This window comes from Arthrobacter sp. SLBN-112, assembly GCF_030944625.1.
Classification (GTDB): domain Bacteria; phylum Actinomycetota; class Actinomycetes; order Actinomycetales; family Micrococcaceae; genus Arthrobacter.
In genome coordinates this window covers 4,045,543-4,057,883 of sequence record NZ_JAUSXY010000001.1, presented here as the reverse complement: position 1 = coordinate 4,057,883, position 12,341 = coordinate 4,045,543, and the positions used below count along the sequence as shown (strand labels likewise).

Annotated in this window: 17 protein-coding genes and 2 pseudogenes; 12 read left to right on the top strand and 7 right to left on the bottom strand. The window is 66.2% G+C overall.

Annotation, left to right across the window (positions count from 1 at the left end; translation table 11 throughout):
* Window positions 1–15: 15 nt before the first annotated feature.
* The 6 genes and pseudogenes from QF050_RS20405 to QF050_RS18815 form a co-directional block, all read left to right on the top strand.
* Window positions 16–744: pseudogene (locus tag QF050_RS20405) on the top strand (NAD(P)-binding domain-containing protein); the annotation flags it as partial.
* Between the two features lie 673 nt (window positions 745–1,417).
* Window positions 1,418–2,473, top strand: coding sequence for a 2,3-butanediol dehydrogenase (locus tag QF050_RS18835; protein WP_308931794.1), 1,056 nt, complete (start codon window positions 1,418–1,420; stop codon window positions 2,471–2,473).
* A 121-nt stretch (window positions 2,474–2,594) separates the two neighbouring features.
* Complete coding sequence (locus tag QF050_RS18830) at window positions 2,595–2,798, top strand: antitoxin MazE-like protein (RefSeq protein WP_308931793.1); 204 nt, start codon at window positions 2,595–2,597, stop codon at window positions 2,796–2,798.
* Window positions 2,795–3,121 (top strand): type II toxin-antitoxin system PemK/MazF family toxin, encoded by a 327-nt coding sequence (locus QF050_RS18825; RefSeq protein WP_308931792.1) that lies wholly within the window; start codon window positions 2,795–2,797, stop codon window positions 3,119–3,121. Before QF050_RS18830 ends, QF050_RS18825 begins: the two co-directional genes overlap by 4 nt.
* Window positions 3,122–3,298: 177 nt before the next feature.
* Window positions 3,299–4,552, top strand: a complete 1,254-nt coding sequence (locus QF050_RS18820) for a S8 family serine peptidase (protein WP_308931791.1) — start codon at window positions 3,299–3,301, stop codon at window positions 4,550–4,552.
* A 39-nt stretch (window positions 4,553–4,591) separates the two neighbouring features.
* Window positions 4,592–5,485: a class I SAM-dependent methyltransferase gene (locus QF050_RS18815; RefSeq protein WP_308931790.1), complete on the top strand. Its 894-nt coding sequence runs from the start codon at window positions 4,592–4,594 to the stop codon at window positions 5,483–5,485.
* Here QF050_RS18815 and QF050_RS18810 read toward each other — a convergent pair.
* Window positions 5,454–6,029, bottom strand: a complete 576-nt coding sequence (locus tag QF050_RS18810) for an HNH endonuclease (protein ID WP_308931789.1) — start codon at window positions 6,027–6,029, stop codon at window positions 5,454–5,456. The genes QF050_RS18815 and QF050_RS18810 overlap by 32 nt on opposite strands.
* A 186-nt stretch (window positions 6,030–6,215) precedes the next feature.
* On the opposite strand from QF050_RS18810, the gene QF050_RS18805 reads away from it, so the two are divergent.
* Together QF050_RS18805 and QF050_RS18800 are read left to right on the top strand one after the other, a co-directional pair.
* Window positions 6,216–6,716: an SRPBCC family protein gene (locus QF050_RS18805; protein WP_308931788.1), complete on the top strand. Its 501-nt coding sequence runs from the start codon at window positions 6,216–6,218 to the stop codon at window positions 6,714–6,716.
* 79 nt (window positions 6,717–6,795) lie between these two features.
* Window positions 6,796–7,006, top strand: a pseudogene (locus tag QF050_RS18800) (nucleoside deaminase); the annotation flags it as partial.
* Between the two features lie 30 nt (window positions 7,007–7,036).
* Here the strand turns inward: QF050_RS18800 and QF050_RS18795 are convergent.
* Window positions 7,037–7,339: a YciI-like protein gene (locus tag QF050_RS18795; protein ID WP_308931787.1), complete on the bottom strand. Its 303-nt coding sequence runs from the start codon at window positions 7,337–7,339 to the stop codon at window positions 7,037–7,039.
* A 90-nt stretch (window positions 7,340–7,429) separates the two neighbouring features.
* Window positions 7,430–8,098 carry a TetR/AcrR family transcriptional regulator gene (locus tag QF050_RS18790; protein WP_308931786.1) on the bottom strand — a complete coding sequence of 223 codons (669 nt, stop codon included), beginning with the start codon at window positions 8,096–8,098 and terminating at the stop codon, window positions 7,430–7,432.
* Between the two features lie 98 nt (window positions 8,099–8,196).
* On the opposite strand from QF050_RS18790, the gene QF050_RS18785 reads away from it, so the two are divergent.
* The 3 genes from QF050_RS18785 to QF050_RS18775 are packed head-to-tail and all read left to right on the top strand — an operon-like array spanning window position 8,197 to window position 10,027.
* The gene (locus tag QF050_RS18785; RefSeq protein WP_308931785.1) at window positions 8,197–8,646 is read left to right on the top strand and encodes a nuclear transport factor 2 family protein; all 450 of its coding nucleotides are present in this window, start codon (window positions 8,197–8,199) and stop codon (window positions 8,644–8,646) included.
* Window positions 8,643–9,527, top strand: coding sequence for an NAD(P)H-binding protein (locus QF050_RS18780; protein WP_308931784.1), 885 nt, complete (start codon window positions 8,643–8,645; stop codon window positions 9,525–9,527). Before QF050_RS18785 ends, QF050_RS18780 begins: the two co-directional genes overlap by 4 nt.
* A gap of 20 nt (window positions 9,528–9,547) precedes the next feature.
* A complete protein-coding gene (locus tag QF050_RS18775) occupies window positions 9,548–10,027 on the top strand; it encodes a nucleoside deaminase (protein WP_308931783.1) in 480 nt (159 codons plus the stop codon).
* A gap of 18 nt (window positions 10,028–10,045) precedes the next feature.
* Here the strand turns inward: QF050_RS18775 and QF050_RS18770 are convergent, their stop codons facing one another.
* From QF050_RS18770 to QF050_RS20395, 4 genes are all read right to left on the bottom strand, one after another.
* Window positions 10,046–10,438 (bottom strand): type II toxin-antitoxin system VapC family toxin, encoded by a 393-nt coding sequence (locus QF050_RS18770; RefSeq protein WP_308931782.1) that lies wholly within the window; start codon window positions 10,436–10,438, stop codon window positions 10,046–10,048.
* The gene (locus QF050_RS18765) at window positions 10,435–10,701 is read right to left on the bottom strand and encodes a type II toxin-antitoxin system prevent-host-death family antitoxin (protein WP_308931781.1); all 267 of its coding nucleotides are present in this window, start codon (window positions 10,699–10,701) and stop codon (window positions 10,435–10,437) included. The genes QF050_RS18770 and QF050_RS18765 overlap by 4 nt, the downstream gene beginning before the upstream one ends.
* A 129-nt stretch (window positions 10,702–10,830) precedes the next feature.
* Window positions 10,831–11,025, bottom strand: a complete 195-nt coding sequence (locus tag QF050_RS20400; RefSeq protein WP_374121550.1) for a hypothetical protein — start codon at window positions 11,023–11,025, stop codon at window positions 10,831–10,833.
* The gene (locus QF050_RS20395; protein WP_374121549.1) at window positions 11,022–11,252 is read right to left on the bottom strand and encodes a DeoR family transcriptional regulator; all 231 of its coding nucleotides are present in this window, start codon (window positions 11,250–11,252) and stop codon (window positions 11,022–11,024) included. Before QF050_RS20395 ends, QF050_RS20400 begins: the two co-directional genes overlap by 4 nt.
* Before the next feature lie 60 nt (window positions 11,253–11,312).
* Here QF050_RS20395 and QF050_RS18755 point away from each other — a divergent pair, with 60 nt between their 5' ends.
* A complete protein-coding gene (locus QF050_RS18755; RefSeq protein ID WP_308931780.1) occupies window positions 11,313–12,314 on the top strand; it encodes an SIS domain-containing protein in 1,002 nt (333 codons plus the stop codon).
* Window positions 12,315–12,341 lie beyond the last annotated feature (27 nt).

The following is a 12,341-nucleotide window of genomic DNA, read 5'->3' as shown; positions in this document are numbered from 1 at the left end:
CGCCGTGAAAAGAGCGTGCCGGACGAGTCCATCAAAGGCCGGCGCTCCTGGCTGGAACAGAAGGAGGAGCAGGAGGCGCGGCTGGGCTACGAGGAGCAGCCCTACTGCGTGATCATCGGCGGCGGGCAGGGCGGCATCGGCCTCGCGGCGCGGCTGCGGCGGCTGGGCGTGCCCACCCTCGTGATCGAGAAGAACCAGAACCCGGGCGACTCCTGGCGCAACCGTTACAAGTCCCTGCACCTGCACGACCCCGTCTGGTACGACCACCTGCCCTACCTGAAGTTCCCCGACGACTGGCCCGTCTTCGCCGGCAAGGACAAGATCGGCGACTCGCTGGAGCACTACACCCGGATCATGGAGCTGAACTACTGGTCCGGCACCGAGTGCGTGGGCGCGGAGTATGACGACGGCACGCAGGAATGGGCGGTCAGCGTCCTCCGCAACGGGTCGCCTGTGACCCTCCGGCCCAAGCAGCTGGTCGTCGCCCTGGGCGTCTCCGGCTACCCGAACATCCCCGCCTTCGACGGCGCGCAGTCCTTCCTGGGCGAGCAGCGGCACTCGTCCCAGCACCCCGGCGGCGGGGACTGGACCGGGAAGAAGGCCGTGGTGATCGGCTCCAACAACTCCGCGCACGATATCTGTGCCGACCTGTGGGAGCACGGGGCCGACGTCACCATGGTCCAGCGATCTTCCATGCACATTGCCCGGAGCGAATCCCTGATGGACCTGGCGCTGGGTGACCTGTACTCGGAGCGGGCTTTGGCTGCCGGGGTGACCACTGAGAAGGCCGACCTGCTGTTCGCGTCCCTGCCCATGCGTATCCTGCCCGAGGCGCAGGTGCCCGTGTACCAGGAGATGGCCCGTCGCGACGCGGACTTCTACTCCCAGCTGGAGGCCGCCGGGTTTGACCTGGACTTCGGCGTGGACGGGTCCGGCCTGTTCCTGAAGTACCTGCGGCGCGGCTCCGGCTACTACATCGACGTCGGCGCCTCCCAGCTGATCATCGACGGCCGGGTGAAGCTGAAGAACGGGCAGGTCTCCAAGATCACCGGCAGCGCCGTGGTGATGGCGGACGGGACCGAGCTGGAGGCGGACCTCATCGTCTATGCCACCGGCTACGGTTCCATGAACGGCTGGCTGGCGGACCTGGTCTCGCCCGAAATCGCCGACCGCGTAGGCAAATGCTGGGGATACGGCTCAGACACGCCAAAAGACCCTGGCCCCTGGGAGGGAGAGCTGCGCAATATGTGGAAACCAACCAACGTCCCCAACCTCTGGATCCACGGCGGCAACCTGCACCAGAGCCGGCACTACTCCTCCTACCTGGCCCTGCAGCTCAAGGCCCGGATGGAGGGGCTGGAGACGCCGGTGTACCAACTGCAGCCCAGCCACCACACGCGCTAAGGAAGAACCCATCATGAAGGCAGCACGATTCCACGCCCGCAAGGACATCCGCATCGAGGACATCCCCGAGCCCGAGCTCCGGGCAGGGGCGGTGAAGATCGACGTCGCGTGGTGCGGCATCTGCGGCACCGACCTGCACGAGTACCTGGAAGGGCCCATCTTCTGCCCGGCGCCCGGCCATCCGCACCCCCTCTCGCACGAGGAATCCCCGGTGACCCTGGGGCACGAATTCTCCGGGACTGTCTCCGAGGTCGGCGAAGGGGTGACGGGCCTGGCGAAGGGGGACAACGTCGTCGTCGAACCCTATTTTGTGGACGGGACCTGCGACATGTGCCAGGCGGGCAGCTACCACCTGTGCCGGCAGATGGGCTTCATCGGGCTGTCCGGCGGCGGGGGAGGGCTGAGCGAGAAGATCGTGGTGGACGCGCGGTGGGTGCACCCCATCGGGGACATTCCGCTGGATGAGGCGGCGCTGATCGAGCCGCTGTCCGTGGCGCACCACGCGGTGGCGCGCAGCGGCGTGAAGGCCGGCGACACCGCCCTGGTGGGCGGGTCCGGGCCGATCGGGCTGCTCACCGCCGCGGTCCTGAAGGGCATGGGGGTGACCACGATCATCAGCGAGCTCACCCAGGCGCGCAAGGAGAAGGCCACGTCCAGCGGCGTCGCGGACCATGTGCTGGACCCGAGCAAGGAGGACGTCCCGGCGCGGGTGCGGGAGCTCACCGGCGGGACCGGGGCCGACGTCGCGTTCGAATGCGCCGGCGTGAACGCGGTACTGGACACCATGCTCGACGCCGTCCGGCCCGGCGCCGTGGTGGTCAACGTGTCTATCTGGGGCGCGCCCGCCACCGTGGACATGCAGAAGCTGGTGCTCAAGGAGATCGACCTGCGCGGCACCATCGCCTACGTCCGCGACCACCCCGCCGTCATCAAGATGGTGCAGGAGGGCAAAGTGGACCTCAAGCCCTTCATCACCGGACGGATCGCGCTGGAGGACCTGATAGAGCAGGGCTTCGATACCCTGATCAACCACAAGGACACGGCCGTGAAGGTGCTGGTGCACCCGTAGGTTCCGGCGGGCGGACGACAGGGCTGGAAGGGAGGACGACCGCGGGAGGCAAGTCCCGTCGTCGTCCTTCCACCCGCAACTGTCGGTGACAGGTAAGCGCGTTACATGTAACGTTGTTTCCATGAGCGTTAGGGACCGTGTCGCGCGGCACCGGATAGCCATGCGCGAGCGAGGCTTTCGTCAAATTCAGATGTGGGTGCCGGATGCGCGTACGGACGAGTTCAAGCGCGAGGCCCAGCGCCAGGCGCGTGCCGTCGCAGCCACTGACCGCACTACAGACGACCAGGACTTCGTCGAACAGATTTCAGAAGTCTGGCCGGAGTGAACCGCGGCGAGTTGTGGACGGTATCCGGCGGAACTTATGCCCAGAAACCCCGGCCGGCACTCATCGTCCAGGACGACCTCTTTGCCGAGTCCGAGTCTGTTACTCTCCTACCCCTGACGTCGCACCTCGCGGATGCTCCACTGCTGAGGCTGACCATTGACCCGGGCCAACTGAACGGTTTGGATCGCGTAAGCCAAATCATGGTCGACAAACTCACAACCGTACGTCGAACCAATCTCGGGCACAGGATAGGGCGCATTGATTCGGAAACGATGGTGGCTGTTGAGCAGTCGCTCGCGGTGTTTCTCGGCCTGGCCCGGTAACTGGGATAAAGACTCAGGCCCCCAGCTGTTTGAGCGCCCAGCGCCAGTTGATCAGTTCCTGCTCCAGACGAGTGCCGTCGTCGTCGTTCCCTGCCTGCTGGCACCCCGGGGTGCCGGGAGGATTTCAAGGGGCCTTTCCCCCTATCCATTCGCGGTGTGTGCGCGGAAGATAACCCCATGAAAAAGCTTGTGCTGGCGAGCTTCGCCGCCCTTCTCCTGGTTATTGGCACCCTGCTGGGCGCCGTCGTCCCGGGCAACGCCGCACCCACCCCGGCCATCACGGCAGGGCAGATCCTGGTCAAGTTCCACGACAACGCCGGGGCGGCGGGCGTCCTCCGCTCGTTCGGACTTAGCGATGGTCCGGATGTTGGCAGCACCGGCGCGCACCTGATCACGGTGCCGGCCGGGAAGGAGCTGCAGCTCGTCGCCGCCTTGGGCCGGAATCCGGTGGTGGAATATGCCGAACCGGACTATGTGGTCACGCCGGCCTCTGACGACACCTACTTTCCCCGCCAGTACGCCCTGCAGAACACCGGCCAATCGTTCACGAACACTGACGGGACGGTGACCGTGGCCGCGGGTACATCTGACGCCGACGTGGATGCCGTCGAGGCTTGGACCGTCACCACGGGCACCGGGATCAGAGTGGCTGTCCTCGATTCCGGCGTCGCCATGGACAACCCCGACATCAACCCGAAGGTTGTCGCACGGACCAACTTCACAACGTCCAGAAGCAACGACGATAACTACGGCCACGGAACCCACGTCGCCGGGATCGTCGCCGCGACCGCCAACAATGGAATCGGCGTCGCCGGAGTGTGCCCGGGATGCACCATCCTGGCTGGAAAAATCCTCAGCGACACCGGAGCGGGGTCCAGCTCAGGCCTGGCGAACGGCATCAACTGGGCCGTCAAGAATGGCGCGCAGGTCATCAACATGAGCCTGGCGGTCGGGGCGTCCACCACGCTGGAAACCGCAGTGAACAACGCCTGGAACGCGGGCGTGGTGCTGGTTGCCGCGGCCGGCAACGGGGGCAACTCCAGCATGAACTATCCGGCCGCGTACCCCAATGTCATTGCCGTAGGGGCAACCGACAACAACGACAAGAAGGCGTCGTTCTCCACCTACGGCACATGGGTGGACGTGGCAGCGCCGGGAGTCAGCGTCTACTCCACCTTCCCCAACCACAGGTTCACCCTCGCCAGGGAGTACAACCGTTCCCAGGGATACGACATCGGCAGCGGAACCTCGATGGCCTCACCAATTGTTGCCGCAGTCGCCGCGCTCGCCCGCAGCGCCAACCCCGGCGGCACCAACTCGGACACCCGTACCAAGGTCGAATCCACCACCGACTCCGTCGGCGCCATCGGGACTGACTGGGCCCACGGCCGGGTGAACGCCTGCAGAGCGGTCGGGGCACCAGGTTGTTGACCCTTCCGGCGGCGTGGTGCGCCGTTGTAGGGTCAGGGCGTGATCGTCCCCGATATCTCCCAGAACGCCGCGGCGGTGGCGGATCACTACGACGAGCTCGATCCCATCTACCGCCGGGTGTGGGGCGAGCACGTCCACCACGGGCTATGGACGACGGGCCGCGAAACACCCGGCGAGGCCGTCGAGGCGTTGGTGGACACGGTTGGCGACCGGCTGGGGCTGGTGCCCGGCCAGATGTGCGTCGACATCGGCTGCGGTTATGGCGCCACTGCGAGGCGGCTCGCGGTGACGCGCGGGGTTCGCGTCACCGGCTTTACGCTTTCGGCCGAGCAGGCCCGCTACGCCGCCGAACATCCCGTGCCGGGCGTGGACGTCCATGTCCGCGACTGGCTCGACAACGGGCTGGCCGACGCCTCGGCCGATGCCGCCTGGGCGATTGAGTCGAGCGAGCACATGGTGGACAAGCCCAGGTTCTTCGCCGAGGCGCACCGCGTGCTGTCGCCCGGCGGCCGGTTCGTCATCTGCGCGTGGCTTGCCGAGACCCATGCCAGTGGGTGGAAGGTCCGCCACCTGCTCGAGCCGATCTGCCGCGAAGGGCGCCTTCCCTCGATGGGCACGCGCGAGGAGTATGAGGCGATGGTCGTGGCGGCCGGCTTCACAGTCACCGGTTACGAGGATGTCAGCCGCCGCGTTTCCCGTACGTGGATGATCTGCGCCGGTCGGCTCGTGAAGGCCCTGCTCGTCGATCGCGAGACCCGCCGCGTGGCCCTTGGCGCACGCAACCGCGGTGCCGTCCTCAGCATTCCCCGCCTCATCCTGGCCTACCGCACCCGTGCGATGCACTACGGGATCTTCACGCTCTCGAAGGCGGGGGCGGAGGACGGGGAGGCAGCCCGGCAAGTTAAGGCAGGGGCTGCCGTTCGCCCACGCTGAGTGAGGCCGAGGGCGGCAGGTAGTCACGCCGTCGTCGTTCCATCCGTTGCTGCTGGGCCGGCGAAGGGATCCTGGCACGCTTGGCGCGGTTGCACTTGGCGCAGGCCGCAACGAAGTTCTGCAGACTGGTGGAACCGCCCTTGGACCACGGGTAGAAGTGGTCGCCATGCTCGGCAGGGCGGCCACAGCGGCGCCCGAAGCCGGCTTCCAACTCGCACAGTCCGCCGGCGCGGGCCATCCCTTCGCGGCGCTGCTGGCGGGTGAAGCGCCGCACCGGATCCCGGCGCCGGACATCCCGGCTGGTCATGATGGCGCCGGCAATGCCGAGGACCACTACGGCTACGCCGGGAAGAGTGACCGCGGAAACCACGCCATCGAGAAGGCCGCGCAATACCCCGGCGGCCGAAGCCGGACTCGCTCCGGCAGCCGGCGTCGCCTTCGACATCAGTGCTGACATCACCGCGATGGCCAGCCAAATCATCACCGCTGAGTACGCCAGGCGAAGCCCCTGCCGCGTCCAATAGATCCGGCCCAGTTCCTGCATAGATTCCCCCAATTTCACTTCACCGGAAGCCCCACGTCCCGGATGTCCAGGAAATCGTATAAGCCGGGCGGCTGCCGGTTCCCCAGGTTTGGCTCAGTTTTTACCGAACTTCCGGGCCAGCTCCTCTGCCGGCTGGAGCTGGCGCATTCGGCGGCAGGAGAAATGACCGTCTGTAAGGATGGACCCATGAATCAAAGCAGCATCCGCCAACACCAGGATTCCGTCACGGTCAAGGCGTCAGCCGAGTCGCTCTACGACCTGGTCTCCGACATCACCCGCACGGGTGAGTGGAGCCCGGTCTGCACGTCGTGCTGGTGGGACGACGAGGACAGCGCCGGCCACGTGGGTGCGTGGTTCACCGGCCGGAACGAGCTCCCGCACCGGACCTGGGAGACCCGCTCCCAGGTGGTGGCTGCCGACCGCGGACGCGAGTTCGCCTGGGTGGTGGGCGGCAAATATGTCCGCTGGGGCTTCACCCTCACCCCCGCAGACGCCGCAACCGTCCTGAGCGAATCGTGGGAATTCCTGCCGGAGGGGATAGCCATGTTCAGGGAGAAATACGGCGCCGAGGCAGACGCGCACATCGCCGAGCGCACCCGGCAGGCCCTCGACGGCATTCCGAAAACACTCGCAGCAATCAAGCGGATCGCCGAGTCCATCGCCGCGCATCAGGAAGTCAGTTCCTAAAACCGGAACCGCTCCAACACTGGACGGTGCCGCCGTCGTCCGTCCTTCCTTTGCTGGTGCGGATCCCCGCGGTAGGCCGCTTAGCCCGTGCGCGATGTGCGCCGGGACCATCATCCAGTTCAAGATCCCCCGCGTGGTGGTGGGGGAGGCGCACGTTCGACGGCGAGCTGGAGCTCCTGCGGTCACGCGGGGTTGAGGTGGTGGTCCTGGACGATCAGCGCTGCGTGGACATGATGCGCACGTTCCAAGCCGACAAGCCCGAGCTGTGGGCGGAGGACATTGCCGAGTAGCCCCAGTTCAGTGCTGTTGGGAGATGACGTTTAGGGGTGAACCGGGGTGGCCGCGTCTTTTCCGAGCACCGTGGTCCATGGGCGGGCGGTCCACGACGTCACGACGCCGTTAATGACGTAAGGGTCTGCTTCCGCAAAAGCCTTGGCGGACTCGAGCGGGTTCTCGCCGGTGAAGATGAGCAAACCTGTGAAGGGGCCTTCGCCAATTGCTCCGCCGAGCAGAAGCTCGCCGCGTTCCACTGCTTCCCACCCTGCCTTGAGGTGGTCTGCGCGGTACTGTTCGCGGGCTTGGAGGTAGTTGTCCGCGTAGGTGTATTCGAGCACGGCGTGCATGGTGACCGTCCATTTCGTTGAGGGGTTTCTCTCGTTGTAGAAGTAGCGTACCCACTCGTGCCGGTTTCGGCAGGCCTGGTTTCGACAGGCTCAACCACCGCTGTCCGGCAGCAGGTTGGCCGCCAAGGTGCGGGCAATGAGGCGGCCGAACCGCTCAGCCGTCCAGCCGCGTTTAAGGACCAGGGTTTCGTAGAATTCGGCCGAGGTGCCCATGAACATGACGTCGGCAACCTCCTCCACCCTCAGGTCCGGCCGCAGGAATCCCCGCCCAAGCACCTGCCGCGCGTTGTGCAGCATCCGCTGGTACCGCTCGTCGTCCACGTCGCGCAGGAGTGCAGCCATGTCCTGGTCCCCGCTCGCCGCGGCGTCCCTGATGAGCAGATACACCGGCGATCCCAACGGGCTGATCTCGGCGACGAACCGCCCGAACTGCTCCATGAGTTCCCGGGGGTCAGCGACCGTGGCCTGCGCGCGGTCGGAGCGCTCTTCCGCCGGAGGGCCGCCGGCGCCCAGGAGGCTTTGTTCGTAAATGGCCCGGACCAGCCCCGGCTTTCCACCGAACCCCTTGTACACCGACTCCTTGGAGACGCCGGCAGCGTGCGCAATGGCGGCGATGGTGGTCCGGCCGTATCCCTTGGCCAGGAAGAGCCCGCGCGACTCCGCGAGAACGCGTTTCCTCGACTGCTCCGCCGCCTCCTGCCGGCGCCGGGCGTCGTAGCTCCGCGAGCGGGGTGATGCACCGTTGACCGCGGGTCCCATGGGGCTTAAGCTCCTTGTATCAGTTAGATACATCTGACTGTATCAAATTCAGCGTACCAACCTCTCCGCCTCCCGCGACGGAATCCAAGGAGTAGATCATGGACGCTTCAGGACTCGACCGCGTCCCCGAAGGCCCGGTCCGGCGCATGCTGGCCGCGGCTAACCACCATGACCTCGAGGCCATGGTGTCCCAGTTCGCGGAAGACTACCGGAACACCACCCCCGTCCACCCGGCCCGCAGTTTTACGGGATCGGCCCAGGTCCGGAAGAACTGGACGGCGCTCTTTGCCGGCCTGCCGGACCTCGCCCTCACCGTCCACGACGCCGCCACCGGCCCGGACGGCAAAATCTGGCTGGAATGGAGCAACCGCGGCACCCGGCCGGACGGATCCGTACAGCGCGCCGCCGGGGTTGCCATCTTCACCCTTCGCGACGACGAAATCGCCGCGGCCCAGTTCTACCTTGAACCCGTGGACCAGGACTCCGGCGACGTGAACGTGGCCATCAGCGAGGCGCTCCACGGGACGGCTGGAGGTGACAGGTCATGATCCTGGTGGTCGGCGGCACGGGCCGCCTGGGCCGCGCCGTGGTTCCGCTGCTCCTTGCCGCCGGGCAACAGGTCCGCGTCCTGGCCCGGGGCAAGTCCCAGCCGTTCCCGCAAAAGATGGGCGACGGCGTCGAACTCCTCCGTGGGGACCTCGACGCCGACTGCCGCGCAGCCGTGGCGGGCTGCACCGAGGTGGTGTTCGCCGCCTCGGGGTTCGGGATCAAGGACTCCAGCCCGCGCGCGGTTGACCGCGACGGCGCCATCCGCCTGGTCCGCGCGGCGGCGGCGGCCGGAGTGCGGCACGTGGTGATGATGTCCATGCCCGGCGCCGCGTCCGACGGACCCATCGATTTTCTGCGCTGCAAGGCGGCGGCCGAGGACGCCGTCCGCTCCTCCGGCATGGACTGGACGATTGTCCGGATCGGCGCGCTCCTGGAACAGCGGCTTGAGATCATGAGGGCGCCGCTTGAGTCGAAGGGCAAGGTGCCCGTGTTCGGCTCGGGGTCTGCCCCGGTGACCTATACCTCGGTCCGGGACGCGGCCGCCGTCGTGGTCCGTGCCCTCCGCGACCCGGCGCTGCGGAACCGCGTCATCGAATGGGGCTCGGAAACGCTCACGGCAAATGAGGTGGCGGAGGCTCTGTTGGCCCGGGCCGGGCATGGGTCCGTCCAGCGGGTTCCGGCGGCGGCCGTTCGTGTCCTCTCCGTGGCTGCCAGGCCGTTCTCGCCGTTCCTCGCCAGGGTGGCTGGGGCCGCTGTCTGGGAGGAATCGGGGGCAGCGGCTTTCGAGTTTGGTCCGCCGCGGGCCGAGTTCCCGGACATCCCGGTCACCGGGCTGCAGCAGGTCCTTGAGGCATCCGGTGCGCCGGGGTCTTTGGCCTAGCTGCGTGCAACAATGGCGCCATGACCCACGAGCAGCACGAATCCGCCGCGCCGGAACTGGACCGCACCGACCTCCCCGCGTTCGAAGCCGCGTATCAGGCCGCCCAAAAGAGCCTGGCTGAGGGCGGCATCCCCGTCGGGGCGGCGCTCGCCCGCGACGGTGTGGTGGTTGCCAGCGGGCACAACGAACGGGTCCAGAACGCCGATCCGATCGCGCACGGGGAGATGTCCGCGCTCCGCGCCGCCGGCCGGCAGAAGAGTTACCGGGACACCACGCTGTACACCACCCTGGCCCCGTGCGCCATGTGCGCCGGAACCATCATCCAGTTCAAGATCCCGCGCGTGGTGGTCGGGGAAGCGCGCACGTTCGACGGCGAGCCGGAGCTCCTGCGGTCACGCGGGGTTGAGGTGGTGGTGCTGGACGATCAGCGCTGCGTGGACATGATGCGTTCCTTCCAGGCTGACCATCCGGAGCTGTGGGCGGAGGACATCGCCGAGTAGGAATCCCCGGGCAGCTGGTTAATTGCCAGGGGAGGAGGTATTGAGTCCTGCTTGGGTTGCTGCCCTCACGAGCTCCTTATCGAAGGCGATCAACCTGTCTGCTTCAAGCCTGATCGCAGCCGCGAGGTGGATCGCGTCCGCGCTGCGCAATCTTCCTGGCAGGGCCGCCGCGTACAGGAGGTCTGAACGCGTCAGGTCCACCAGGTTGATTCCGTTCAACACCGCGTTGACCAGTTCCGGCGGCAGGCCGCGGCGGTTCGCGGCGCAGTGCAGCTCAGTGTGAAGGAGCATCGAGGCGACAAGCCGGTCACCCCGCTGCGCCGCCGTTGAAAGAAACTCCGCGGTGGGACCGGACTCGGGTTCCTCAACCACCAGTTTCAGGGCCGCCGACGTGTCGACGTACAGAATCACCGGTCGCCGCGGAGGTCGGCGATCATCTGGGCCGTGCCCACATCCGACGCCACGCGTTGGAGCAACCGGAAGTCGACGGGGCTTTCCGAGGCTTGCCGGACGCTGCCGGAAAGGAGCAGGCGCTCGAAGGGTGAGGCTGCAGGCGGGATCAGGGTGGCGGCAACTTCGCCGTTATTCGTGACATCGATGGTTTCGCCGTTTTTTACCCGCTCCAGGATTTTGCTGCTCTGGTTGCGTAGCTCGCGGTGGGGAATTGTTGTCATGGCAAACCTCCGTAGCAATCGTAGCATTTGCTCCCGGACCCACGACTTAACTTCTGACCGCAGCCACCTCAACCTGTACCCCGGCGTCCGGGAACTTCTGCACCTGCTCGGGGTCGGCGCCGTCGTCCGTCACCAGGGGTGTGAAAGGCTGCGCAGCCGGCCGCCAAGGCAGTCCACCTCGATGCCCTCGGAATCGGCGAGCTCCTGCAGGGTGTTGAGGCCCGGCGTCGTCACCGTCAACCGGTCGAACCCGCGCAGTTCGTGTGCCAGGGCACCCATGGTGGAACCGGCGTCGATCAGGATGTTCTCCCCGGGCCGGATCACAGACGCCGCCCACCGTGCAGCGCCAGGTCGCGGCGGATGGTGGAGGCCGTCACCTCGAACGGGGTGTACAGCTCCTCCACAGACGCCAGGCCGGAGGTCACGGCAAGGTGGTAAATCTCCTCGCGCCGCGACGTGCTGCGCGAAACGCGCAGGTCGATTACCGGCGGCGATGGCGCAGGGATTAACTCGACTGGTTCGGAAGCCCTTGCCTCGGAGGCCAATTCCATGCCAAGCTTGAGACACTTGATACCGGTATCAAACGGTCTCACTGACGGAGAGGTTAGAGAATGCTTGATTTCAACGAAGACGAGTTCTTTTCCCAGACGAGCAGCACTGTGGCGCTGCGTCCCCAGATCGAAGAGCTGGTGGAGAAGGTCCAGGCCGAAGGCTACGAGAACATCTACTTCATCGGCGCCGGCGGAACCTACGCGGCCGTGCTTCCCTACGAACGGTTCTTCCAGACCCGGTCAACCTTCCCGGCGCGCGCTGTGATCGGCAAAGAATTCATCCTCTCCGCCGATCCCAACTTCGGAGTGAAGTCGGTGGCGATATTCACCTCGGTGTCAGGCACCACCGAGGACATCCTGGAGTCGATCGAGTTCGCCCGCAAGAAGGGGGCGCTCACTGTCGGTTTCACGGGTTACCCGGAGAGCCCCTTCGCGGCCGCCGTCGACATTTCGCTGATCTCGGAGCCCAAGGCCTGGCCGTTCGACGTCCAGCTCCTGCTGTTCTCGGCTGCCTTCCTGTCCGCGCGCGGTGAATTCGAAGGCTACGAGAAGCTCGCTACCGAGCTGAAGGCCTTGCCGGAAGCGCTCGTTAATGTCACCAAGAGTGCCGACGGCGCAGGACAGGCATTCGCGGAAGCGCAGGCAAAGACGGACTACCACTTCCTGGTGGGCTCGGGAAATCTTTGGGGCTTTACCTATCTCTATTCAATGTGCGTGCTGGAGGAAATGCAGTGGCTGCGGACCACCAGGGTGCACGCGGCGGAGTTCTTCCACGGCTCGCTCGAACTCATCGAAAAAGACACAAGCCTGATCCTGTTCATGGGCGAAGACGAGACACGCCCGCTGATGGACCGCGTGCGTGCATTCGCGGAGCAGTACAGCGACAACGTCACCGTGGTGGACACCCGCGACTACGCCCTTGACGGCATTAGCGAAGAATTCCGGGGGCTTCTCTCACCGATCGTGGCCGACGCCGTCGTGGACCGCTTCAGCAGGCACCTGGCGAAGGCGCGTGACCACTCGCTGGACCTGCGCCGCTATTACCGGGTGGTGAAGTACTAAGCGGACGGGCCGGATCCGGCTTGCGGC